Source organism: Comamonas sp. SY3 (assembly GCF_041730275.1).
Classification (GTDB): domain Bacteria; phylum Pseudomonadota; class Gammaproteobacteria; order Burkholderiales; family Burkholderiaceae_C; genus Comamonas; species Comamonas sediminis.
This window is the reverse complement of record NZ_JBGTYN010000003.1, coordinates 335,005-357,762: the sequence shown is the minus strand read 5'-3', so window position 1 is coordinate 357,762 and position 22,758 is coordinate 335,005. Positions and strand designations below refer to the sequence as shown.

Below are 22,758 nucleotides of genomic sequence, written 5' to 3'. Positions count from 1 at the left end.
TTTTCTCCCATGACCTGAAGGACGACACAGCATGACTATCCGCACAGCAGCGCCTTGGCGCGTTTTGATTGCCGGTACCGCAGCGGCAGCCGTTTGGGGCGCGAGCCCTGCCTTTGCCAACACGCCGCAGGCGGTGCCTGCGGGCGCGCTGGTCAGTACCGAATGGCTGGCGGCCAATCTGCAGCGGCCCGATGTGCGGGTGATCGAGGTCAGCGTGAACCCGGGGCTGTATGAGCGGGCGCATATTCCGGGGGCGGTCAACTTCTCCTGGCACAACGACCTCAATGACAAGGTGCGCCGCGACATTGTCGGCAAGGAGGCGTTTGAGCAATTGCTGTCCAAGGGCGGCGTGAGCGACAACACCACCGTGGTGCTGTACGGCGATACCAACAACTGGTTTGCGGCCTGGGGCGCCTGGGTGTTTGATGTGTATGGCGTCAAGAACGTCAAGCTGCTCGATGGCGGCCGCAAGAAATGGGAGGCCGAGAACCGCGCGCTGAACAACCGTGCACCCGACTACGCCGCCACCACCTACCGCGTGGGCCAGGTCAACACCGATTTGCGGGCCCGCCTGGGCGATGCGCTGGCGGCGGTGGAGGGCAAGGGCGCCACGCAGCTGGTGGATATCCGCTCGGCCGATGAATACCAGGGCAAGGTGTTTGCGCCTGCCGGTGTGCCGGAGCTGTCGATCCGCGCGGGCCACATCCCTGGCGCAGTGAATGTGCCCTGGGGCAAGGCGGTCAATGAAGACGGCACCTTCAAATCGCGGGCCGATCTGCAAAAGCTCTATGCCGATGCCGGCATTGACGGCAGCAAGCCCATCATCACCTACTGCCGCATTGGCGAGCGCAGCAGCCACACCTGGTTTGCGCTCAGCAAGATTCTGGGCTACCAGGTGAAGAACTATGACGGCTCCTGGACCGAATACGGCAACAGCGTTGGCGTGCCGATCAACAACCCGGCCGGCACGATCTGGGCTGCGAAATAAGCATGGTCTGAATGTCTCCGCATGGGCTCGGTCCTGTGTTCAATGCCCGCCCAGCGCGGGCATTTTTTTGGATGGAATGCCATGACTGATTCCAGCGTGGGTTTGGGAGGTGCGGGCAGCGCTGCCGGGCAGCGCGCGGCCGGGGGCATCAGCGCCTATTGGCAGCCGGTGGCAGCGGCCGTGCTGCTGCTGGCGCTGTGGCCATTGCAGCAGGCCTTGCTGCAGCGCGATGGCGGGCGCACTCTGGTGTTTGCGCTGGCGATGGGGCTGGCGCTGGGTGTGGTGCTGCAGCGCTCGCGCTTTTGCTTTTACTGCCATGCGCGTGATTGGCTGCAACGGGATGACCCGCGCGGTATCTTGGCAATCATCCTGGCGCTGGCCGTGGGGCTGGTGGGCATGACGGTGGTGCAGAGCAGCTGGGTGCCCAACCCCCAGGCGGGGCAACTGCCGCCCGATATGCACATTGGCCCGGTCAGCTGGGTGCTGGTGCTGGCGGGCCTGGCCTTTGGCGCGGGCATGCTGGTGTCGGGCTCCTGCATCAGCGCGCACTGGTACCGGCTGGCCGAGGGCTCGGCGGCATCGCCATTTGCGCTGCTGGGTACCGCGCTGGGCTTTGCGTTGGGTTTTCAGACCTGGAACCCGCTCTACAGCCTGGCGGTGGCCGAAGCTCCCGTCGTCTGGCTGCCGCAGCACCTGGGCTATGGCGGCGCGCTGCTGCTGCAGCTGGGCGTGCTGGCGGCCTGGGCGGCCTGGGTGTGGCAGCGCCATGTGCAGCAGCGCCGGCGCAGCCTGCCGCTGCCAACTGCGCCCATAGATCCCGCAAGGGCGGCGCCGCGCAGCTTGCCCGCGCTGTGGCGCAGCCTGTGGCAAGGGCGTTGGAACTATGCCCTGGGCGGCCTGCTGGTGGGCCTGATCGCCACCGCCGCCATTGTGCGCATGCGGCCGCTGGGCGTGACGGCCCTGATCGGCAGCCAGGTGCGCGGCGCACTGCAAGGCCAGGGCTGGGTGCCTGAGCGGCTCAATGGCCTGGATGGCTTTGCCGGCTGCGCCACCTTGCCGGCAGCAACCTGGGCCACGCCCAATGCGCTGGTGCTGCTGGGCCTGCTGGCCGGCGCATTCATCGCCGCTTTTGCCAGCCGCCAGTTCCGCCCGCGCATGCCTACCGGACGAGATGCGGGCCGGGGTTTGCTCGGCGGTGTGCTACTGGGCTGGGGCGCGATGACCGGTATTGGCTGCACCGTGGGCACCTTGCTGTCCGGCGGCATGGCCGGTGCGCTGAGCGGCTGGGTGTTTGGCGCGGCCATGCTGCTGGTGCTGTGGCTGGGGTTCCGGTGGCAGACCTGGTGGGCCAGCCGGGCTTGAGCAGGCTGGATGGCAGCGCAAGCACAGTGTGGCTGATCGGCGATGGTTGTCCGAAGTTATGAATTGGGCGCAGCATTTAGCGACTGCGGCAGTCGGCTGTCATACCGGCGCTGTGGATTTGGCGCTATGCTTTCCACTCGCTTGCCACACCCACGGGATAGACCATGCTTTTAGGCCTTGCCGCCAACCGTTTGCACCACCAGAACGAGGATGCCGCGCTGTTCAGCTTTTTGCGCGCCTGCGAGCAGGGCATCCGGGAGCTGAACATCGGGTTCCATGCGGTGGGCCGCACCTATGACGCGATTGCAGCGGCAGAAATGCTCAAGGGCCACAAGGGCCTGGTGCGCTATCCCTATGGCCGCGAAGGCGGGCTGATGAAGCTGGTGGCCGAGGTGGTGGGCATGCCGGGCGACAACCGCGTGCTCGATGGCGCCATCTACCTGATCGACCCGGTGGACCCGTCGTCGATCTTCCCGGAGGCACTGGCCTTGAAGCGCCAGTGCGTGATCCACGGCAAGCCCTTTATCTCGACAGCAGCCAGCGCGCGCGACTGGGTGGAGATGGAACGTATCCACGCCGGGCTGGCGCCCGACCGCCATGCCGACCGCCTGCACGACTATGGCAACCAGACCCTGGCGCTGATCGCCCACGATGCGATGAAGCCGGCGATGCTGGACTTTTGCGAGCGCAATTTTGCGCTGCTCTCACGCTACCGCCGCCGCGTGGGCACCGGCACCACCGGCCAAAAGCTCAATGAGCTGGCCTGGAGCAAAGGCTGGCCGGCTGACAAGCCCTGGGTGGACCGTTTCAACAGCGGCCCGCTTGGAGGCGATGCGCAAATCGCCGACCTGGTGCTGGAGCGCCGCTGCCAGCGCGCGATCTTCTTTGAAGACCCGCATGTGGCACGCCAGCATGAAGCCGATATCCAGCTGCTGGAGCGGGCGGTGACGACCGTTACCCAGGAGGTGGTGTGCATGACCTCGCCAGCGGTGGCCCAGCGCTGGTGCGATGCGGCGGCCAAACGGTAAGTCCCAGCGCGTCAGTCATCAGCCAGCCTGCACCTCGTTCGCGACCTCGATCAGGTTCTCATCGGGGTCGTAGAAATACAGCGACTGCAGCGGGGCCTGCGCACCGGTGGCCCGCACCGGCCCCTGCACGATGGCGACCTGCTCGCGCTGCAGATGGGCGATCACCTCGGCCAGCGGCATGCGGGTCAGAAAGCAGACATCGGCAGAGCCTGGCGTTGCATGTTTCACGTTCGGGTCCACCACGTGGCCCAGCTCGTGCAGGTTGATCTTTTGCCGGCCAAAGTGCAGCGCATAACGGCCGGGCTTGAACTCTCGGGCCTCCATGCCCAGCACCCGCTCGTAAAAGGCAATGCTGCGCGGGATGCTCTGCACGGTGAGCACCAGGTGGTCGAGGGCATCGACCAGTGAGGTGGTGGTAGGCATGGGGCTTGCTCCAAAGATGGACTCCAGCGCGCAGTATGCGCCCCAACGGCGCCTTTGCCCACCGTGGCCCGGGGGGGCGCGCTTCGGCCGGTGTGGCCCTTGTCAATAGCCGCAGCACCCATGGCGTCTGCGGCTTCTGTATCTGGGCCTGGCTGGCGTGCCTGCCCTTCGCTCAGGCCTGCTGCGGCTCCAGCGTCTTGGTGTAGAGTGCGGCGCCGTTCAGGTCCTTGAGGACCACGGTCAGCGCGCGGCTCTGGTGGTGGATGTCGAGCTGGCCAAAGAACTGGTAGCCCTCGCTGGGGGCGGAATTGGCCTTCGGCGGCGCCTTGTGGAAGACAACATCCAGACCAAAGGTCTGGTCCGCCTCGTTGGGCCCGAAGCCACCGGCATTGAGGGGGCCGGAGACGAATTCCCAGAACGGCGCAAAGTCTTTGAACTGCGCGCGCTCGGGGCTGTAGTGGTGGGCGGCGGTGTAGTGCACGTCGGCGGTGAGCCAGACGACGTTGCGGATGCCCGCATCCTTGATGCCCTTCAACAGCCGCGCCATCTCCAGCTCGCGCCCCTTGGGCACGCCGTGCTCACCGTTGGCAATGGCTTCCCACTGGGCGCGGCCTTCGGCGTCCTTGCCGTCGGGCACGAACAGGCCGATGGGCATGTCGGCGGCAATCAGCTTCCAGGTGGCAGTGCTGGCCTTGAGGCCGGCCAGCAGCCAGTCGAGTTGGGGGCGGCCGAGGAAGTCGGTATCGGTGCTTTCCACCGCCTGCAGGTTGTGGCTGTTGGGGCCCCGGTAGCTGCGCATGTCCAGCACAAAGATATCGGCCAGCGGGCCCTGCGGCAGGTGACGGTAAACGCGCTGCTGCTCGGCCGCGCCAAAGGGGCGCATCGGTGCGTATTCCATAAACGCGCGGCGGCCCCGGGCCGTGAGCAGCTGCACATTCTTTTCGGAATAGCGCTTGTCGCTGGCCACGCTCTTGCTGTCCGAGTAGTTGTTGGTGACCTCGTGGTCGTCCCACTGCCAGATCTGCGGGACCTCGCTGCCCAGCGCGCGCACGTGGTGGTCCATCAGGTTGTAGCGGTAGCGGCCCCGGTACTCGTCGAGCGTTTCGGCCACCTTGGCAACCTGGGGCGTGACCAGGTTCTTCCAGGTGCTGCCATCGGGCAGCGCGATGGTCTCGGGGATGGGGCCGTCGGCGTAGATGGTGTCGCCGCTGTGCAGAAAGACATCGGGGTTGGTCTTGCGCATCTCGTCATAGATGCGCATGCCGCCGATGCCCTCGTTGATGCCGTAGCCTTGGCCGGCGGTGTCGCCGCTCCACACCAGGCGGAAAGGGCGGGTGGCCGGGCCCTGGCTGGCCAGCGGGGTGCGGAAATGCCCCAGCACTGCCGGGCTGCGGGTGTTGCTGCTGGCCAGGTCATCGAGCACCACGCGGTAGAAGATGTCCTGCCCGGCGGGCAGGCCCTGCAGCTCGACACGGCCAGTGCCATCGGTATCGGGCAGCAGATCGGGGCCGCGCACCAGCGTGCTTTGGGCAAAGTGGCTGGTGGTGGACCATTCCACCCGCATGCGCGCCTCGCGGCTGGCCCGGGCCCAAACGATGGCGCTGTGGGCCAGCACATCGCCGCTTTGCAGGCCCGACAGCAGCAGGGGCCGCGCCGCATCCTGCGTGATGGCCGCAGGCGCCGTTTGCGCGCGCAGTATGCCGGGCAGCAGGCCGGTGCCGGCGATGGCGGTGGAAGAGAGCAGAAAGCGGCGGCGCGCAGAGGGATCGTGGGAGGTCATGGCGGTGGTAGCAATGGCAGAAAAACCGCCACGATAGCCGGGCTGTGTGACGCCGGGATGAAGCGTGAAAAAGCGTGTAGACAGGCTCTGTGTATGCATTCGAAGCTATCTATTCAGTAGCGTTTTTCAGGCAGAAGGGCCCTGCATGCGGGCGGGAGGAGCGGCGCGTATAGCGCGAATGCGTCACCCGTTTTACTTGCAAATTTCAGCAAGTGAGCTTTGATATGTCAATATTTGAATAAGAAAAGAACCGGCCCACAATCGCCTATCAACACTGGAAAAATGGAACGCCGCCGTTCCAAGGAGAAAACCATGAGCTTTGTGCAGATCGACGACCAAAACGCAGGCACCACGCTGCGCACCGATGCAGCCTGGCTGGACGCGCACTGGATGCCCTTCACCGGCAACCGCAACTTCAAGGCGCAGCCCCGCATGATCGTCAGCGGCCAGGGCGCCTACTACACCGATGCCGATGGCCGCAAGATTTTTGACGGCCTCTCGGGCCTGTGGTGCTCGGGCATCGGCCATGGCCGCAAGGAAGTGGCCGAGGCGATTGGCAAGGCGGCGTTGCAGCTCGATTACGCACCGGCTTTCCAGTTTGGCCACCCTGCCTCGTTTGCGCTGGCCAACAAGATCAAGGAACACACGCCCGCAGGTCTGGACCATGTGTTCTTCACCGGCTCGGGCTCCGAAGCGGCCGACACCTCGCTGAAGATGGTGCGTGCCTACTGGCGCCTCAAGGGCCAGGCCGGCAAGACGGTGCTGGTGGGCCGCGAGAAGGGCTACCACGGCGTGAACTACGGCGGCATCTCGGTGGGCGGCATTGCCGGCAACCGCAAGATGTTTGGCCAGGGCATTGTGGCCGACCACCTGCCGCACACCCAGCCACCGGCCGGCACCTTCCAGAAGGGCATGTCCGATGAAGGCGGCCGCGCGCTGGCTGACAAGCTGCTCGATGTGATCGCGCTGCACGACGCCAGCAACATCGCCGCAGTGATCGTCGAGCCGTTCTCGGGCTCGGCCGGTGTGGTGATCCCGCCCAAGGGCTATCTGGAACGCATCCGCGAAATCTGCACGCAACACGGCATTCTGCTGATTTTTGATGAGGTCATCACCGGCTTTGGCCGCTGCGGTGCCTGGACCGGTGCCGAAGCCTTTGGCGTGGTGCCGGACATCATGAACTTTGCCAAGCAGGTGACCAATGGCGCCCAGCCGCTCGGCGGCTGCGTGGTGACGAAAGAGATCTACGACACCTTCATGGCCGCAGGCGGCCCTGAGTACATGCTGGAGTTTGCCCATGGCTACACCTACTCGGCCCATCCCGTCGCTTGCGCGGCAGGCCTGGCGGTGATGGACATTCTGGAGAAGGAAGACATGCCCGGCCGCGTGAAGGCGCTGGCACCTTACTTTGAAAACGCCGTGCACAGCCTCAAGGGTGCCAAGCATGTCGCCGACATCCGCAACTACGGTCTGGCCGCAGGCTTCACGATTGCCGCGCTGCCGGGCGAGCCCGCCAAGCGCCCTTATGAGATCGCGATGAAGTGCTGGGAAAAAGGCTTCTACGTGCGCTATGGTGGCGACACCATCCAGCTGGCGCCACCCTTCATCAGCGAGAAGGCCGAGATCGACCGTCTGATCAACGCGCTGGGTGACGCGCTGGCTGAGACCAACTGACACCCGTAAGAGCTATGTGCTATCTGGCGCCACTACGTTGGCGCCGGTGCTGTTTTTGAATGGAACCCAAGAGAGACTGACATGAACAACGACAAGAATGTGACGGCCACCGTAGGCCATTTGATCGACGGCAAGATCGTGCACGATGGCGGCCGCACGCAGCCGGTGTTCAACCCGGCAACGGGCCAATCGACCGTGAGCGTGGAGCTGGCCAGCAAGGCCACGGTGGAGGCCGCGATTGCCTCTGGCGAAAAGGCCTTCCCCGCCTGGCGCAATACGCCGCCGCTCAAGCGCGCGCGCATCATGGGCCAGCTCAAGGTGCTGCTGGAGCAGAACGCCGACAAGATCGCCGCGATGATCACCGCCGAGCATGGCAAGGTGCTGGCCGATGCGCATGGCGAGTTGCAGCGTGGCATCGAGAACGTCGAGTTCGCCAGCTACGCGCCGGAGCTGCTCAAGGGCGAGCACAGCCGCAATGTGGGCCCCAACATCGACAGCTGGAGCGAGTTCCAGGCGCTCGGTGTGACAGCCGGCATCACGCCCTTCAACTTCCCCGCAATGGTGCCTTTGTGGATGTGGCCCATGGCCGTGGCCTGCGGCAATACCTTTGTGCTCAAGCCCTCCGAGCGCGACCCGACCAGCGCGCTCTTCATTGCCCAGCTGGCGCAAGAAGCGGGCCTGCCACCGGGCGTGCTCAACGTCGTCAACGGCGACAAGGAAGCGGTCGACACCCTGCTGCATGACCCGCGCGTCAAGGCAGTGAGCTTTGTCGGATCGACCCCGATCGCCGAGTACATCTACGGCGAAGGCTGCAAGAGCGGCAAGCGCGTGCAGGCGCTGGGTGGTGCCAAGAACCATGCGGTGGTGATGCCCGATGCCGACATCAGCAACGCGGTGACCGCGATGATGGGCGCCGCCTACGGCAGCTGCGGCGAGCGCTGCATGGCCGTGCCGCTGGTGGTGGCCGTGGGCGACGAGGTGGCTGACCAGATGATCGCCGGCCTGAGCGCCGAGATCGCCAAGATGAAGGTGGGCCCGGGCACCGACAACAGCAACGACATGGGTCCGCTGATCACCAAGCCGCATTTCGAGAAGGTCAAGGCCTATGTGGACATCGGTGTGGAGGAGGGCGCCAAGCTGCTGATCGATGGCCGCAGCCTGCAGGTGGCCGGCCATGAGGACGGCTACTTCCTCGGCCCCTGCCTGTTCGACAACGTGCGCCCCGGCATGAAGATCTACCAGGAAGAGATCTTTGGCCCGGTGCTGGGCATTGTGCGGGTCAAGACCTTGCAGGAGGCGATGGACCTGATCAACGCGCATGAGTACGGCAACGGCACCTGCATCTTCACCCGCGATGGCGAAGCAGCCCGCTACTTCAGCGACCACATTCTGGTCGGTATGGTCGGCATCAATGTGCCGCTGCCTGTGCCTGTGGCCTACCACTCGTTCGGCGGCTGGAAGCGCAGCCTGTTTGGTGACCTGCACGCCTACGGCCCCGATGCCGTGCGCTTCTACACCAAGCGCAAGACCATCACCCAGCGCTGGCCCAGCGCCGGTGTGCGCGATGGTGCGGTGTTCAGCTTCCCCAGCAGCCGCTAAGACCTTGCCGCAGCCGCCCCGCAATGGGCCCGGCTGCAAGTTGGTGCGTTTCTTGCGAAGGCCAAGGCATTGCCTCCCGCCCTTGCACCATGCGCACCAGCACCGCCCACCGCCGGTCTTCGGACACCGCAGCGTCAGCCGACGCTGCAGCCCCCCGCACATCCCCAGGCACGCCACCGGCACACCCACCGGTGGCGGCTTTGTCTGTGCCCGCAGCAGTATCCACGCTGGCGCCCGCGCCGGTGATTGCGTCTGAGCCTGCCTCCGACAGCCTGTTCAACCTCTCGCTGGCCAAGGGTCTGCAGGTGCTGCGCGCCTTCAGTGCGGCGCACCGCAGCATGACTCTGGCCGAGATTGCGCAGGCCGCCGGCATGACCAAGGCCTCGGCGCAGCGCTCGGTGCACACCTTGCAGGCGCTGGGCTATATCGGCAAGCACCCGAGCACGCGGCGCTTTGTGCTGCTGCCGCGTGTGGTGGAGCTGGGCTTCAACTACCTGGATGCGCATCCGATGATCAGCGCCGCCCACACCTATCTGGCGCAGCTGGCGCGGCAAAGCGGTGAGACGGCGACCTTGTCCGAGCCAGCGGGCACGCACATGGTGTACCTGGCCCAGGTGCTGACGACCCAGCACATCCCGGTGCTGACACCGGTGGGCACCCAAGTGCCGCTGTATGCCAGCAGCTGCGGCCGCGCCTACCTGAGCCAGCTGCCGGCCGCGCAGGCCCAGGCATTGCTGCAGCAGGCGCCCATGCCGCCACGCACCCGCGCCACGTTGACGACGGTGGATGCGGTCATGGCGCAACTGGCGCAGTGCCAGCAGACGGGCTATGCCACCAACTGCGAAGAGCTGTTCCTGGGCGACATGGGCATTGCCGCGCCCGTGTTCAATGCGCGCGGCGTGGTGGTGGGCGCCATCCACCTGGCGCCGCCCACCAGCCGCTGGAACATGGCCGATGCCCAGCAGGCGCTGGCCCCGCTGGTGATCGAATGCGCGCGGGCGGTGTCGCAGCTGTTGCCAGCGGATTAGGCCGCTCTCAGGCCACCCCGGCATGCGCCAGCATCGCATGCAGCAGCACATTGCAGCCAGCGGCCAGGTGCTCGGACTTGGCGTCCTCGATCTCGTTGTGGCTGATGCCATCCTTGCAGGGCACAAAGATCATCGCGGTGGGCGCCACGCTGTGGACGTAGACGGCATCGTGCCCGGCGCCGCTGACGACCTCCATGTGCGCATAGCCCAGGCTATCGGCCGCGCCGCGCACGCTGGCCACGCAGCCGGGGTGGAAGATGCAGGGTGCAAAGCGCACCACCTGCGTGATCTCCACCTGGCACTGGCACTGGTCGGCGAGGCGCGCAAACTCCGTGCGCATGGCGGTGTCCATCGCATCCAGCCCGGTCTGCGAGAGGTTGCGGAAGTCGACGCTGAACTTGACCTGGCCGGGGATCACATTGCGCGAGTTGGGCAGCACCTGCAGATGGCCGACGGTGCCGCGCCCGTGCGGGGCCTGGTCCAGCGCGATGCGGTTGACGGCATCGACCATGCGGGCAGCAGCCAGCATCGCATCATGGCGCAGGTTCATCGGCGTGGGGCCGGCATGGGCGTCCATGCCGGTGACGGTCACGTCATACCACTGCTGGCCCAGCGCGCCGCTGACGATGCCGATGGGCTTGTCATAGGCTTCGAGCACCGGGCCTTGCTCGATATGCGCTTCAAAGTAGGCGGCAAAGGCGCCACCGGGTACATCGCCACAGGCCACATCGCCCAGGTAGCCGATGCGGGCCAGCTCCTCGCCGACGGTAAGGCCTGCACCATCTTGTTGCGAGCGGATGTGGTCTGCACCAAAAATTCCCGCAAATGCACCAGAGCCCATCATCACCGGCGTGAAGCGCGTGCCTTCCTCGTTCATCCAGAAGGCCACTTCCAGCGGCGCAACGGTCTGGATGCCGTGGCTGTTGAGCGTGCGCACCACCTCCAGCCCTGCGAGCACGCCGTAGTTGCCATCGAACTTGCCGCCGGTGGGCTGGGTGTCGATATGGCTGCCGGTGGCCACGGCGCGCGCCTGCGGGTCGGTGCCGGGGCGGCGGCCAAACACATTGCCCACTTCATCGACGCGCACCTGCAGGCCCGCATCGCGGAACCACTGCACCACCTGGTCGCGGCCGGCCTTGTCCTCGTCGGTCAAGGCGATGCGGCAGACGCCGCCTTTGGGCGTGGCCCCTATCTGGGCCAGGGCCATCAGCGATTGCCAGAGGCGGTTGTCATCAATGCGCAGGCGGTCTATTTGGGTCATGCGGTTACTCCTGAAAGTGAGGCGAACAATGCGCAGAGCGTTCGCATAAAGCATGCCAAAAATATCGATGAATCAATCACTTGTATCGATAAACGATATGTGTGATGTGGCACGCAGCTTGCTTTGGACTTGTCATCCCCCACTTCTTGGAAAGGTCCTGTGATGCAAGCGTCTTCCGGTTTCTCCGTCTCCCGTCCCGCGCTCAAAAGCCTGGCTCTGGCTGTCACCCTGGCGCTGGGCGCAGGTGCTGCCCTGGCCCAGGAAAAGGTGCTGCGCATTGCGATGACTGCGGGCGATATCCCGCGCACCTCGGGCCAGCCGGACCAGGGTTTTGAAGGCAACCGTTTCACCGGCATTCCGATGTATGACGCGCTGACCCAGTGGGACCTGAGCAAAGCCGACAAGCCCAGCGAGCTGGTGCCGGGCCTGGCGCTCTCGTGGGAGGTGGATGCCAAGGACAAGACCAAGTGGCTGTTCAAGCTGCGCCCCGGGGTCAAGTTCCACGACGGCAGCGCCTTCAATGCCGATGCCGTGGTCTGGAACGTGAACAAGGTGCTGGACAAGGAGGCCGAGCAGTTTGACCCGGCCCAGGTGGGCGTGACGGCATCGCGCATGCCGACGCTCAAATCGGCCAGGAAGATCGATGACCTGACGGTGGAGCTGACCACCACCGAGCCCGATTCCTTCTTGCCGATCAACCTGAGCAATCTGTTCATGGCCTCGCCCGCGCACTGGGCCAAGAAGCTGGCGGCGGTGCCGGCCTCCGTCAGCGGCAAGGCCGAGCGCAGCAAGGCCGCGTGGACGGCGTTTGCCGCCGACCCATCGGGCACGGGCCCGTTCAAGGGCGCACGCCTGGTGCCGCGTGAGCGCTTCGAGATGGTGAAGAACGCCAGCTACTGGGACCCCAAGCGCACGCCGACCATCGACAAGGTGGTGCTGCTGCCGCTGCCCGAGGCCAACTCGCGCACCGCTGCGCTGATGAGCGGCCAGGTGGACTGGATCGAGGCGCCGGCGCCCGATGCGCTCGATGCGATCAAGGCGCGCGGCTTCAAGGTCTATTCCAACCTGCAGCCCCACATCTGGCCATGGCAGTTCTCGTTTGTCGAGGGCTCGCCCTGGCTGGACAAGCGCGTGCGCCATGCCGCCAACCTGTGCGTGGACCGCGCCAGCATGAAGCAGCTGTTGAACGGCCAGATGGAGCCGGCCACCGGCATCTTTGAGCCCGGCCACCCCTGGCGCGGCAGCCCCAGCTTCCAGATCAAGTACGACGTGAAGGCCGCACAGGCATTGATGACCCAGGCTGGTTACAGCGCCAGCAAGCCGATCAAGGTGAAGATCCAGACCTCCGCGTCGGGCTCGGGCCAGATGCAGCCGCTGCCGATGAACGAGTTCATCCAGCAGAACCTCAAGGAATGCTTCTTTGACGTCGAGTTCGACGTGGTGGAGTGGAACACGCTGTTCTCCGGCTGGCGCCTGGGCGCGAAGGACCCGGGTGCCAACAAGGCCAGCGCCACCAATGTGACGGCAGCCACCATGGACCCCTTCTTTGCGATGGTGCGCTTTGTCAGCACCAAGTCCTTCCCGCCGCTGTCCAACAACTGGGGCTTCTACAGCAACAAGCAGGTCGATGCGGTGGTGGACAAGGCCCGCACCACCTTTGATGCCAAGGAGCGCGACAAGGCCCTGGCCGAGCTGCACACCCTGGTGGTCGATGAGTCGCCGTTCCTCTTTGTGGCACACGATGTGGGCCCGCGCGCGATGTCGGCCAAGGTCGGCCACGTGGTGCAGCCGCAAAGCTGGTTCATCGATATCGCGACGATGACGATGAAGTAAGCCGGGCGGCCCCGGGCATGCAAACCGGTGCAGAGACACCGCTGCATGCCGGGTGCAGGCCGATGGCCCATCCCGCCAGTGCGGCCCCGCATGGTCCGCCTCTCCCCCACGAACCTTTGAACCGCCATGCTTGCCTATCTGATCAGACGCATTGTCTACACCCTGCCCATCATGCTGGGCGTGGCCCTGCTGTGCTTTGCCCTGGTGCATATCGCGCCGGGCGACCCCCTGGTGTCGGTCCTGCCTGCCGATGCATCGGCCGAGCTGCAGGCCCAGATGCGCGAGCTCTATGGCTTCAACCGGCCGCTGCCCGAGCAGTTTCTGCGCTGGGTCTGGCGCGCGCTGCAAGGCGATCTGGGCCAGTCGATTGCCACCAGCCGGCCGGTGACCACCGAAGTGATGGCTGCCGTGGTCAACACCCTGCGCCTGGCCGTCGTGGCGACGTTGATCGGCTTTGTGCTGGGCAGCCTGTTTGGCTTTGTGGCGGGGTATTTCCGCAACTCCTGGGTGGACCGCAGCTGCTCGATGCTGTCGATGCTGGGCGTCAGCGTGCCGCACTACTGGCTGGGCATGGTGATGGTGATTGTCTTCTCGTCGCAGCTGATGTGGCTGCCCGCCACCGGCGCGGGGCCGGGCGGCTCGGGTGACTGGGCCTGGGACTGGGCGCATGTGCAGTTCATGATCCTGCCGGCCATCACCATGTCGGTAATCCCGATGGGCATCATTGCGCGCACGGTGCGGGCGCTGGTGGCCGAGCTGCTGGACCAGGAGTTCATCCTCGGCCTCAAGGCCAAGGGCCTGGGCCATCTGGGCATCTTCCGCCATGTGCTGAAGAACGCGGCGCCCACGGCGTTGGCGGTGATGGGCCTGCAACTGGGCTACCTGCTGGGCGGCTCCATCCTGATCGAGACCGTGTTCTCCTGGCCGGGCACCGGCTTTCTGCTCAACCAGGCCATCTTCCAGCGCGATCTGCCGCTGCTGCAGGGCTCCATCCTGGTGCTGGCCGTTTTCTTTGTGCTGCTCAACCTCATCATCGATGTGGTGCAGACCCTGCTCGATCCCCGCATTGCCCGCTGAGCGCAGACCCCCGGAGGTTCCGTCCCCATGACCAGTCTTACCCTTCCCGATGCAGCAGCGGCCCAGGTGCAGCCGCTGCCGGCCCAGCGCTCACGCGGCTATTGGTCCTCGGTGCTGCAGCGCCTGCTGCGCGACCCGGTGGCCATGGGCGCTGCCGCCGTCATCCTGCTGCTGATTGCAGTGGCAGCGCTGGCGCCGTGGATCACGCCGTCCGATCCCTATCTGGCCTCGATGCTCAAGCGGCTCAAGCCCATCGGCACCGCCGGCCTGCCGCTGGGCAGCGATGAGCTGGGCCGCGACATGCTGTCGCGCCTGATGATGGGCGCGCGCCTGTCGCTGTTCATGGGCATCACTCCGGTGCTGATGGCCTTTGTGATCGGCACGGGCATCGGCATTGTGGCCGGCTACGCCGGTGGCCGCACCAACACGGTGATCATGCGCACCATCGATGTGTTCTACGCCTTCCCCTCGGTGCTGCTGGCCATTGCGCTGTCGGGCGCGCTGGGCGCGGGCATCTTCAACTCGCTGGTGTCGCTGACGATTGTCTTCATCCCGCAGATCGCCCGCGTGGCCGAGAGCGTGACGGCCCAGGCCCGCAACCGCGACTATGTGGAGGCGGCGCGGGCCACTGGGGCCAGCGCCTTCACCATCGTGCGGGTGCATGTGCTGGGCAATGTACTGGGCCCCATCTTTGTCTATGCCACCAGCCTGATTGCGGTGTCGATGATCCTGGCCTCGGGCCTGTCGTTTCTGGGTCTGGGCGTGAAGCCGCCCGAGCCCGAATGGGGCCTGATGCTCAACACCTTGCGCACGGCGATCTACACCCAGCCCTGGGTGGCAGCCTTGCCGGGGCTGATGATCTTCATCACCTCCATCTCCTTCAATCTGCTCTCCGATGGCCTGCGCTCGGCCATGGACAACAAGGGTTAAGCCATGCTCCAGCATTCTTCTTTGGCCCCTGCCACTGCCGTGGCCGCCGATGTGGGCGGCCCGGCCCAGCCGCTGCTGACGGTGCGCGGCCTGACCAAGCATTTCCCGCTCAAGAACGGCAAGCTGGTGCGCGCGGTCGATGGCGTGGATTTCGAGGTGCTCAAGGGCGAGACCCTGGGTGTGGTGGGCGAGTCCGGTTGCGGCAAATCGACCACCGCGCGGCTGCTGATGCACCTGATGGACCCGACCGCTGGCGAGCTGGTGTTCGATGGCCGCACGGTGGGATCGCGTGACCTGAGCCTGAAGGAGTTTCGCCGCCAGGTGCAGATGGTGTTCCAGGACAGCTATGCCTCGCTCAACCCGCGCCTGACGATCGAGGACTCGATCGCCTTTGGCCCGCAGGTGCATGGCGTCTCGCGCAAGGAGTCGGTCGCCCGCGCCCACCACCTGATGGACCGGGTCGGCCTGGCGCCGGCCCGCTTTGCCGAGCGCTACCCGCATGAGCTCTCGGGCGGTCAGCGCCAGCGCATCAACATTGCCCGCGCGCTGGCGTTGCAGCCGCGCATGGTGATTCTGGACGAGGCGGTCTCGGCGCTCGACAAATCGGTGGAGGCCCAGGTGCTGAACCTGCTGGCCGACCTGAAACGCGAGTTCGGCCTGACCTATGTCTTCATCAGCCATGACCTGGGCGTGGTGCACTACATCAGCGACCGGGTGATGGTGATGTACCTGGGCCAGGTGGCCGAGATCGGCCCCTCGGATGCGCTGTTTGCCGCGCCGGCCCACCCCTATACCAAGGCCTTGCTGTCGTCGGTGCCGTCGATGGACCCCAGCCACCGCACCTTGGTGGCACCGCTGGCCGGGGACCCGCCCAACCCCATCAACCCGCCCACCGGTTGCCGTTTTCACCCGCGCTGCCCGCAGGCCGCGCCGGTCTGCGCCCAAGCCGTGCCGGCCGTCACCCCGGTGCAGCTGCACCATGCCGCGCGCTGCCTGGTGCATGAGCCCGGCAGTGGCCACCCCCTGGCCGCCGCTGCTGCGCTGGCCGCCTGAACCCGGAGCACCACGATGAACACAGCCTCTCCTCCACTGGTCCGGATCCAGGACCTGAATGTGCAGTTTGCCAGCGGCAAGAAAGTGGTCCAGGCCGTCAGCGGCGTGAGCCTGTCGGTCGCCAAGGGCGAAGCGGTTGCGCTGATTGGCGAATCCGGCTCCGGCAAGAGCGTGACCCTGCGCAGCCTGCTGCGCCTGCACCCCGAGCGCAAGACCACGATGAAGGGCCAGATCCAGGTCGCAGGCCAGGATGTGCTGGCGCTGCGCGGCGGCGCGCTCAACGACTTTCGCGGCAAGACCTGCGCGATGATTTTTCAGGACCCGTTGCTGGCGCTGGACCCGGTCTACCCGGTGGGTGCGCAGATTGTCGAAGCCATACGCCGGCACGAGCGCGTGAGCCAGACCGAGGCGCAGCAGCGTGCGCTGGCGTTGTTTGAGCGGGTGCGCATTCCCAGCCCCGAGCAGCGCCTCAAGGCCTACCCGCATGAGATGTCGGGCGGCATGCGCCAGCGGGCGATGATTGCGCTGGCGCTGGCCTGCAACCCCCAGGTGCTGCTGGCCGACGAGCCCACCACCGCGCTGGATGCGACGGTGCAGATCCAGATCCTGCTGCTGCTGCGTGAGCTGCAGCGTGAGCTGGGCCTGGGCATTGTGTTTGTGACCCACGATATTGGTGCGGCGGTGGAAGTGGCCGACCGCATTGCGGTGATGTATGCCGGCCGGATTGTCGAAGAAGGCACGGCCGAACAGCTGATCCGCAGCCCGCGCCACCCCTACACCATGGCCTTGCTGCAAAGCCGTTCGCACGGCGCGATGGAGCGCGGCCAACCGCTGCAGACCATTGCCGGCGCGCCGCCCGATCTGACCGCCATCCCACCGGGCTGCGCCTTTGCGCCGCGCTGCAAGCTGGCCACAGCCGCGTGCCTGCAAGCGGTGCCGGCACCGGTCACGCTGGCGCCTGGCCATATGGCGCGCTGCGTGCACACTGCAACGGCGGCGGCCTATGCGCCCAACGTGCTGGCCGCCGCGTAGGCCACTGCATTTCCATTTTTTTGCCCAGGACTGACTCCACCATGCCCTTGCACGACCCTGCCCATGCCTTTGTTCCCTACCCCGATGTGCCCGTGTGCCATGCGGGCACCGGCCCGCTCAGCGGCCTGTACTTTGGGGTGAAGGACTTGTTCGACATTGCCGGTTACCCGACCGGTGGCGGCAACCCGCTGCTGCTGGCCCTGTCCGGCATCAAGACGCAGACGGCGCCCACGGTGCAGAAGCTGCTCGATGCAGGCGCGGCGCTGGCGGGCAAGACAGTGACCGACGAGCTGGCGTTCTCGATGAACGGCAACAATGCCCACTTTGGCGCGCCGATCAACGGCAACGCGCCCGAGCGCATCACCGGGGGTTCGTCGTCGGGCTCGGCTTCGGCGGTGTCCAGCCGGCTCTGCGATTTTGCGCTGGGCACGGACACGGGCGGCTCGGTGCGCGCGCCTGCCAGCCACTGCGGCCTGTATGGCATACGGCCCACGCATGGCCGGGTGAGCCTGGAATCGGCTCTGGCGCTGTGCCACAGCCTGGACTCCTGCGGCTGGTTTGCGCGCGATGCCCTGACCTTTGCCCGCGTGGCCGATGTGCTGATGGCGCCCGACACCACGCCGTTGCCTGCGCGCCCGCGTTTGCTGATGCCCAGCGACGTCTGGGGTCTGGTGGACAGCGCGGTGCGCCCGGCCTGGGACGGGGCGCTGCAGCAGATCACGCAGCTGCTGGGCCGCGCGCAGGACTGCACGACCGTGCTCGATTCCTTTGATGCGATGTACTGGAGCTTTCGCTACATCCAGGGCCGTGAGGCCTGGATGACCGATGGCGCCTTCATCAGCCGCTATGCGCCCGTGCTGGGCCCGGGTGTGAAGGAGCGCTTTGACTGGTCGCGCCAAGTGACCGATGCGCAGGTGCAGCAGGCCGAGCAGTTCCGCACGCGTTTCCGCCAGCATCTGGCCGATGTGCTGGGCAGCGATGGCGTGCTGGTGATGCCGACCATGCCCGATATTGCGCCGCTGCGAACCGCAGACGAGGCATCGCTGGAGGCCTACCGCAACCAGGCGGTGCAGATGCTGTGCCTGGCCGGATTGTCCGGCTTTCCGCAAATTTCACTGCCTCTGGCCAGCCGCGGCGGCGCGCCGCTGGGTATCTCGCTGCTCGGCCCGGCAGGCACGGACCGCAGCTTGATCGCCATTGCGCAGCAGCTGGCGGCGGCCGCTGCTGCTTAAGCCTTAGAACAGGTTCTTAGGCCAGGTCAGCCGGCAGGCGGACCTGCAGCGGCTCGCTGATCGCTTCGCAGCGGCAGTCCAGCGCATCGGCGCGCCGCTCGATGACGGCAAAATCGCCGCCCTCGACGGCGAGCAGGGCATGGTGCCAGGTGCCGGGTGCCAGCACGATGCCTTGGCGGCCATCGGTCACAAAGGCCTGCAGATCCGCAGCCTTGGGGGCCGGGCCGGCAGCGGCCACGACCACGACAAAGCGCTGCGTGCCCAGCGGCACAAAGCTCTGGCTGCCCAGCGCATGGCATTCCACCTCGGTCACCATGAGCGGAAACTGCCGCGCCTGCGCACGGAACAGTGCCAGCATGGGCCAGCCGCCCTGCGCCGTCAGCTGCAGATCGGGCAGCAGGTCATAGCGCAACGCATTGCCCTGGTTGATGGGCTGGCTGGGCAGGCTCGGGTCGGCGAGGCCGATAACGGTGCCAAAGGCCGAGAAATTGTGCGCCGTCAGAGGCCGGGCCTCCAGGATCAGCGCGGGCATGTGGGGGGCTGAGGTCATGAACTGCTAGCTAGCAAGGATGGTGCCTGAGAGCCAAGGTGGCGGCCGTCCCCATGAACCGCTTCTTGCGTCTTATGGCTTGCCATCCGCTTCGTGCTGCGCGCCCTTGCTGTCGGTGATGACGGCGCCCATGCCGGCAGAGGGGTTCACACTGCCGCCTTCAGCCGTCGTGCCGCCGTTGGAGGCCTTGGGGTCGTCGGCCGAGGCCAGCGGCACAGCCGGGGGCAGTGGGTCGTGTTTGTCGGCCTTGGCATGGGGCAGCACCGAGTGCGTATCCACAATGGGCGCGTTGAACAGCGGCTTGTCAGGCAGGGGCTGGCGCGATGCCGCGACGGTGCCGGAGATGGGCTTCATCGGTCCGGGACGCTCGTCACAGGCGCTGAGCAGGCTGGCGGTGGCAACAACGGCTGCCAGGGCGGCAAGACGGGTTGGAATGGCTGGCATGGGCTTTCCCTGGGTTGGTGGTGTCAATCCGCTGATTGTCGCCGCTGGCGCTGCGCCCAGCTGTCAGCCAATGGCGAACATCAGCGCTCGCCCAGCAGCGCCAGATAGGCATTGCGCGTCTCGGGCGACACGCTCTGGATGACCTGCTCGTAGGTGGTCTGGTTGCGCAGCTGCATGCGCGCCGATGCGACGGCCTTGGATTTGCAGTACCAGTGGCAGGTGTGCTGCATCAGGTACATCTCGGCCAACAGCGTAAAAGCGCGGTCCTTGGGGCTGCGGCCGGCCGTGTTGGCGACCACGCGGGCGATGCCGTCAGCATGCAGGCGAATGGCGGTGCGCAGGTCAAAGGAATGGCGGTTGCCCTGCAATTTTTCCAGCAGGTGCGAGAACGGAAAGTAGAAAGCCTGGGTGCTGATCTTGAAGCTGGCGCCGTTGGCGGGCTCGGGCGCCTTGGCCAGCGTATCGGCAAAGCTGCTGAACTGGCTGGCCAGGCTGTTTTCTACCGATGCCTGCAGCTCCCAGATTTGCTGCTGGCGGTTGCTGTCTTTCTCATCGAGCGCACGCATATAGCTGCTGACGAGGCGCTCCATCAGCTTTTCAATGTCGTAATTACGCAAATATTGGGCCAACAAGGCGATGCGCTGCTTTTGGGCCTTGGCACGCAGCACAAAGCTCACGCCCAAGATGAGAACGACCAGAAGCATTAAATCCATGACAAATGAGCCCTTGCGGAGCCTATATAGCGCAAACGTGAGCCATTGTAGACCTTCGCTTCTGGCAGCAGTGGAACCGTTTGCGCTATCTATGCATAAGGTGGAAAAAGCTATAAATCTTTTTCATAGTTCTAGTCGGCGACTGGAATACTTGATTTTTAGCCTGCGCCTAGAATGGAGCGTGCCTTGTATACGATCCACAGCTGTCGGCTGTGCGGACACCGATCTGGGCCCTTGGACATACTGTTGGGACATGCATGCAGATGGCAGCATGTTCCAGCCGTTTTTCGTAGTGAACGCTGCGTGATGCCGGAGACCGCCATGACTGAGAAGAATTCAACCCCCACTGCTGTCGACAAGCGCGCACTGCTGCGCCAGTCCGCACTGGAGTACCACCAGTTTCCCCGCCCCGGCAAGGTGGCGATTGCCGCCACCAAGCCGATGGCCAACCAGCATGACCTGGCGCTGGCTTATTCGCCCGGTGTCGCGGCGCCTTGCGAAGAGATCGTCAAGGACCCGGCTGCAGCCTTCAAATACACCAGCCGGGGCAACCTGGTCGCGGTGATCTCCAATGGCACAGCGGTGCTGGGCCTGGGCGATATCGGTGCGCTGGCCTCCAAGCCCGTGATGGAAGGCAAGGGCGTTCTATTCAAGAAGTTTGCCGGCGTTGATGTTTTTGACATCGAAATCAACGAAAAAGACCCCCAGAAGCTGGTCGATGTGATCGCAGCACTGGAGCCCACGTTTGGCGCCGTGAACCTGGAAGACATCAAGGCGCCCGAGTGCTTCTATGTGGAACGCGAGCTGCGCAAGCGCATGAAGATCCCGGTCTTCCACGATGACCAGCACGGCACGGCCATCACTGTCGCGGCAGCCATGGTCAATGCGCTCAAGGTGGCCGGCAAGAAGATCGAGGACGTGAAGCTGGTGGCGTCCGGCGCGGGCGCTGCGGCGCTGGCCTGCCTGAACCTGCTGCTGGAGATCGGCCTGAAGCGCGAGAACGTGATGGTCACCGACATCGTCGGCGTGGTCTACAAGGGCCGTACCGAGCTGATGGACGAAGATAAGGAGCTTTTCGCTCAGGAAACCGACAAGCGCACGTTGTCGCAGGTGATCGATGGCGCCGATGTGTTCCTGGGTCTGTCGGCGGGCGGTGTGCTCAAGCCCGATATGGTGCAGCGCATGGCGGTGCGCCCCATCATCTTTGCGCTGGCCAACCCCAACCCCGAGATCTCGCCGGAAGACGCCAAGGGCGTGCGCGACGACATCATCATGGCGACCGGCCGTTCGGACTACCCGAACCAGGTCAACAACGTGCTGTGCTTTCCCTATATCTTCCGGGGTGCACTCGATTGTGGCGCGACGACGATCACCACCGAGATGGAAATCGCCACGGTGCATGCGATCGCCGACCTGGCCCAGGCCGAGCAGACCGAAGAGGTCGCCAACGCCTATGCCGGCCAGGACCTGTCGTTTGGCCCCGAGTACCTGATCCCCAAGCCGTTTGACCCGCGCCTGATGATGAAGATTGCGCCGGCTGTGGCGCAGGCAGCAGCGGAATGCGGCGTGGCCGAGCGCCCGATCCAGGACATGGATGCCTACCGCGAGCACTTGCAGACCTTCGTCTACGCCTCCGGCACGGCGATGAAGCCCATCTTCATGGCGGCCAAGCGGGCGGCGAAGAAGCGCATTGCCTACGCCGAGGGCGAGGAGGAGCGCATCCTGCGTGCGGCCCAGATCGTCGTGGACGAGCGCGTGGCGCGCCCCACCTTGATCGGCCGCCCCGCCATCATTGCCCAGCGCATCGAGAAATTTGGCCTGCGCCTGAAGGAAGGCACAGACTACGATGTGGTGAACGTCGAGCATGACGACCGCTACCGTGATTTCTGGCAGTCGTACCACCGCATGGCCGAGCGCAAGGGCGTGACGGTGCCGATCGCCAAGATCGAAATGCGCCGCCGCCTGACCCTGATCGGCTGCATGCTGCTGCACAAGGGCGAGGTCGATGGCCTGATCTGCGGCACCTGGAACAACACTGCGATCCACCTGCACTACATCGACCAGGTCATTGGCAAGCGTGCCGGCACTGCCACCTATGCCTGCATGAACGGCCTGCTGCTGCCCGAGCGCCAGGTCTTCCTGGTGGACACCCATGTGAACTACGACCCGACGGCCGAGCAGCTCGCCGAGATCACGATCATGGCGGCCGAGGAGATGATGCGCTTTGGTATCAAACCCAAGGCCGCACTGCTGTCGCACTCGAACTTTGGCTCCAGCAACCAGCCCAGCGCCGTCAAGATGCGCCAGACCCTGGAGCTGCTGCGCATCCAGGCCCCGTGGCTGGAAGTGGATGGCGAAATGCATGGCGATGTGGCCATTGACCAGAAGCAGCGCGCCAGCATCATGCCCGAGAGCCCCCTGGTCGGTAACGCCAATCTGCTGGTGCTGCCCAATATCGATGCGGCCAATATCAGCTACAACCTGCTCAAGACAGCCGCAGGCGGCAATATCGCCATTGGCCCCATTCTGCTGGGCGCCGCCCAGCCGGTGCATATTTTGACCCCGAGCGCGACGGTGCGCCGCATTGTCAATATGACTGCAGTTGCGGTGGCGGACGCGAATTTTGCGCGTTGATGCTGCTATTTGTGGCTAAGTTGCGCTGATTCCGCAGCACTTGCTGCGGTTAAATACTGAGAAGCCTGCTCAAATTTTGGGCAGGCTTCTTGCATTTTGGGGGGCAATCCGTCACAC

General features: G+C 65.3%; 19 protein-coding genes. 13 read left to right on the top strand and 6 right to left on the bottom strand.

Going from position 1 to position 22,758, the window contains the following annotated elements:
• Nucleotides 1–31 precede the first annotated feature (31 nt).
• The 3 genes from ACCQ08_RS06450 to ACCQ08_RS06440 all read left to right on the top strand — a co-directional run bounded on the left by ACCQ08_RS06450 (nt 32) and on the right by ACCQ08_RS06440 (nt 3,378).
• Nucleotides 32–988 (top strand): sulfurtransferase, encoded by a 957-nt coding sequence (locus ACCQ08_RS06450; protein WP_373449246.1) that lies wholly within the window; start codon nt 32–34, stop codon nt 986–988.
• Between the two features lie 81 nt (nt 989–1,069).
• A complete protein-coding gene (locus ACCQ08_RS06445) occupies nt 1,070–2,350 on the top strand; it encodes a YeeE/YedE family protein (protein WP_373449245.1) in 1,281 nt (426 codons plus the stop codon).
• Nucleotides 2,351–2,514: 164 nt separating this feature from the next.
• A complete protein-coding gene (locus ACCQ08_RS06440; protein ID WP_239810018.1) occupies nt 2,515–3,378 on the top strand; it encodes a methylglyoxal synthase in 864 nt (287 codons plus the stop codon).
• 18 nt (nt 3,379–3,396) lie between these two features.
• On the opposite strand, the gene ACCQ08_RS06435 is transcribed toward ACCQ08_RS06440, so the two are convergent.
• Both ACCQ08_RS06435 and ACCQ08_RS06430 read right to left on the bottom strand, forming a co-directional pair.
• A complete protein-coding gene (locus tag ACCQ08_RS06435) occupies nt 3,397–3,801 on the bottom strand; it encodes a VOC family protein (protein ID WP_373449244.1) in 405 nt (134 codons plus the stop codon).
• Nucleotides 3,802–3,973: 172 nt separating this feature from the next.
• The gene (locus ACCQ08_RS06430) at nt 3,974–5,581 is read right to left on the bottom strand and encodes an alkaline phosphatase (RefSeq protein ID WP_373449243.1); all 1,608 of its coding nucleotides are present in this window, start codon (nt 5,579–5,581) and stop codon (nt 3,974–3,976) included.
• A 312-nt stretch (nt 5,582–5,893) separates the two neighbouring features.
• On the opposite strand from ACCQ08_RS06430, the gene ACCQ08_RS06425 reads away from it, so the two are divergent.
• The 3 genes from ACCQ08_RS06425 (at nt 5,894) to ACCQ08_RS06415 (ending at nt 9,882) form a co-directional block, all read left to right on the top strand.
• Nucleotides 5,894–7,255 (top strand): aspartate aminotransferase family protein, encoded by a 1,362-nt coding sequence (locus tag ACCQ08_RS06425; RefSeq protein ID WP_230774122.1) that lies wholly within the window; start codon nt 5,894–5,896, stop codon nt 7,253–7,255.
• Between the two features lie 81 nt (nt 7,256–7,336).
• Nucleotides 7,337–8,854 carry a CoA-acylating methylmalonate-semialdehyde dehydrogenase gene (locus tag ACCQ08_RS06420; protein ID WP_373449242.1) on the top strand — a complete coding sequence of 506 codons (1,518 nt, stop codon included), beginning with the start codon at nt 7,337–7,339 and terminating at the stop codon, nt 8,852–8,854.
• An 89-nt stretch (nt 8,855–8,943) separates the two neighbouring features.
• A complete protein-coding gene (locus ACCQ08_RS06415) occupies nt 8,944–9,882 on the top strand; it encodes an IclR family transcriptional regulator (protein WP_373449241.1) in 939 nt (312 codons plus the stop codon).
• Nucleotides 9,883–9,889: 7 nt separating this feature from the next.
• Here ACCQ08_RS06415 and ACCQ08_RS06410 read toward each other — a convergent pair whose 3' ends face one another.
• Nucleotides 9,890–11,143: a Zn-dependent hydrolase gene (locus ACCQ08_RS06410; protein ID WP_373449240.1), complete on the bottom strand. Its 1,254-nt coding sequence runs from the start codon at nt 11,141–11,143 to the stop codon at nt 9,890–9,892.
• Nucleotides 11,144–11,305: 162 nt separating this feature from the next.
• Between ACCQ08_RS06410 and ACCQ08_RS06405 the strand changes: the two genes are divergently transcribed.
• The 6 genes from ACCQ08_RS06405 (at nt 11,306) to ACCQ08_RS06380 (ending at nt 18,300) form a co-directional block, all read left to right on the top strand.
• The gene (locus tag ACCQ08_RS06405; RefSeq protein WP_369460306.1) at nt 11,306–12,976 is read left to right on the top strand and encodes an ABC transporter substrate-binding protein; all 1,671 of its coding nucleotides are present in this window, start codon (nt 11,306–11,308) and stop codon (nt 12,974–12,976) included.
• A gap of 126 nt (nt 12,977–13,102) precedes the next feature.
• Complete coding sequence (locus tag ACCQ08_RS06400; RefSeq protein ID WP_239810011.1) at nt 13,103–14,053, top strand: ABC transporter permease; 951 nt, start codon at nt 13,103–13,105, stop codon at nt 14,051–14,053.
• 27 nt (nt 14,054–14,080) lie between these two features.
• A complete protein-coding gene (locus ACCQ08_RS06395; RefSeq protein WP_230774131.1) occupies nt 14,081–14,983 on the top strand; it encodes an ABC transporter permease in 903 nt (300 codons plus the stop codon).
• 3 nt (nt 14,984–14,986) lie between these two features.
• On the top strand, nt 14,987–16,036 hold the full coding sequence (locus tag ACCQ08_RS06390; RefSeq protein ID WP_373449239.1) for an ABC transporter ATP-binding protein: 1,050 nt from the start codon (nt 14,987–14,989) through the stop codon (nt 16,034–16,036).
• 15 nt (nt 16,037–16,051) lie between these two features.
• Nucleotides 16,052–17,068 (top strand): ABC transporter ATP-binding protein, encoded by a 1,017-nt coding sequence (locus ACCQ08_RS06385; protein WP_373449238.1) that lies wholly within the window; start codon nt 16,052–16,054, stop codon nt 17,066–17,068.
• 41 nt (nt 17,069–17,109) lie between these two features.
• The gene (locus ACCQ08_RS06380; RefSeq protein WP_373449237.1) at nt 17,110–18,300 is read left to right on the top strand and encodes an amidase; all 1,191 of its coding nucleotides are present in this window, start codon (nt 17,110–17,112) and stop codon (nt 18,298–18,300) included.
• 16 nt (nt 18,301–18,316) lie between these two features.
• Here the strand turns inward: ACCQ08_RS06380 and ACCQ08_RS06375 are convergent, their stop codons facing one another.
• The 3 genes from ACCQ08_RS06375 to ACCQ08_RS06365 all read right to left on the bottom strand — a co-directional run bounded on the left by ACCQ08_RS06375 (nt 18,317) and on the right by ACCQ08_RS06365 (nt 20,007).
• Nucleotides 18,317–18,850 (bottom strand): ureidoglycolate lyase, encoded by a 534-nt coding sequence (locus ACCQ08_RS06375; protein WP_373449236.1) that lies wholly within the window; start codon nt 18,848–18,850, stop codon nt 18,317–18,319.
• Between the two features lie 72 nt (nt 18,851–18,922).
• Nucleotides 18,923–19,294, bottom strand: coding sequence for a hypothetical protein (locus ACCQ08_RS06370; RefSeq protein WP_373449235.1), 372 nt, complete (start codon nt 19,292–19,294; stop codon nt 18,923–18,925).
• An 80-nt stretch (nt 19,295–19,374) separates the two neighbouring features.
• On the bottom strand, nt 19,375–20,007 hold the full coding sequence (locus ACCQ08_RS06365; RefSeq protein WP_239810004.1) for a hypothetical protein: 633 nt from the start codon (nt 20,005–20,007) through the stop codon (nt 19,375–19,377).
• A gap of 321 nt (nt 20,008–20,328) precedes the next feature.
• Here ACCQ08_RS06365 and ACCQ08_RS06360 point away from each other — a divergent pair, with 321 nt between their 5' ends.
• Complete coding sequence (locus ACCQ08_RS06360; RefSeq protein WP_239810003.1) at nt 20,329–22,641, top strand: NADP-dependent malic enzyme; 2,313 nt, start codon at nt 20,329–20,331, stop codon at nt 22,639–22,641.
• Nucleotides 22,642–22,758: the final 117 nt, after the last annotated feature.

Bases quoted from the DNA above. Each gene is read 5' to 3' on its own strand.
- ACCQ08_RS06450 (WP_373449246.1), top strand. From the start codon at position 32: ATGACTATCCGCACAGCAGCGCCTTGGCGCGTTTTGATTGCCGGTACC.
- ACCQ08_RS06445 (WP_373449245.1), top strand. From the start codon at position 1,070: ATGACTGATTCCAGCGTGGGTTTGGGAGGTGCGGGCAGCGCTGCCGGG.
- ACCQ08_RS06440 (WP_239810018.1), top strand. From the start codon at position 2,515: ATGCTTTTAGGCCTTGCCGCCAACCGTTTGCACCACCAGAACGAGGAT.
- ACCQ08_RS06435 (WP_373449244.1), bottom strand. From the start codon at position 3,801: ATGCCTACCACCACCTCACTGGTCGATGCCCTCGACCACCTGGTGCTC.
- ACCQ08_RS06430 (WP_373449243.1), bottom strand. From the start codon at position 5,581: ATGACCTCCCACGATCCCTCTGCGCGCCGCCGCTTTCTGCTCTCTTCC.
- ACCQ08_RS06425 (WP_230774122.1), top strand. From the start codon at position 5,894: ATGAGCTTTGTGCAGATCGACGACCAAAACGCAGGCACCACGCTGCGC.
- ACCQ08_RS06420 (WP_373449242.1), top strand. From the start codon at position 7,337: ATGAACAACGACAAGAATGTGACGGCCACCGTAGGCCATTTGATCGAC.
- ACCQ08_RS06415 (WP_373449241.1), top strand. From the start codon at position 8,944: ATGCGCACCAGCACCGCCCACCGCCGGTCTTCGGACACCGCAGCGTCA.
- ACCQ08_RS06410 (WP_373449240.1), bottom strand. From the start codon at position 11,143: ATGACCCAAATAGACCGCCTGCGCATTGATGACAACCGCCTCTGGCAA.
- ACCQ08_RS06405 (WP_369460306.1), top strand. From the start codon at position 11,306: ATGCAAGCGTCTTCCGGTTTCTCCGTCTCCCGTCCCGCGCTCAAAAGC.
- ACCQ08_RS06400 (WP_239810011.1), top strand. From the start codon at position 13,103: ATGCTTGCCTATCTGATCAGACGCATTGTCTACACCCTGCCCATCATG.
- ACCQ08_RS06395 (WP_230774131.1), top strand. From the start codon at position 14,081: ATGACCAGTCTTACCCTTCCCGATGCAGCAGCGGCCCAGGTGCAGCCG.
- ACCQ08_RS06390 (WP_373449239.1), top strand. From the start codon at position 14,987: ATGCTCCAGCATTCTTCTTTGGCCCCTGCCACTGCCGTGGCCGCCGAT.
- ACCQ08_RS06385 (WP_373449238.1), top strand. From the start codon at position 16,052: ATGAACACAGCCTCTCCTCCACTGGTCCGGATCCAGGACCTGAATGTG.
- ACCQ08_RS06380 (WP_373449237.1), top strand. From the start codon at position 17,110: ATGCCCTTGCACGACCCTGCCCATGCCTTTGTTCCCTACCCCGATGTG.
- ACCQ08_RS06375 (WP_373449236.1), bottom strand. From the start codon at position 18,850: ATGACCTCAGCCCCCCACATGCCCGCGCTGATCCTGGAGGCCCGGCCT.
- ACCQ08_RS06370 (WP_373449235.1), bottom strand. From the start codon at position 19,294: ATGCCAGCCATTCCAACCCGTCTTGCCGCCCTGGCAGCCGTTGTTGCC.
- ACCQ08_RS06365 (WP_239810004.1), bottom strand. From the start codon at position 20,007: ATGGATTTAATGCTTCTGGTCGTTCTCATCTTGGGCGTGAGCTTTGTG.
- ACCQ08_RS06360 (WP_239810003.1), top strand. From the start codon at position 20,329: ATGACTGAGAAGAATTCAACCCCCACTGCTGTCGACAAGCGCGCACTG.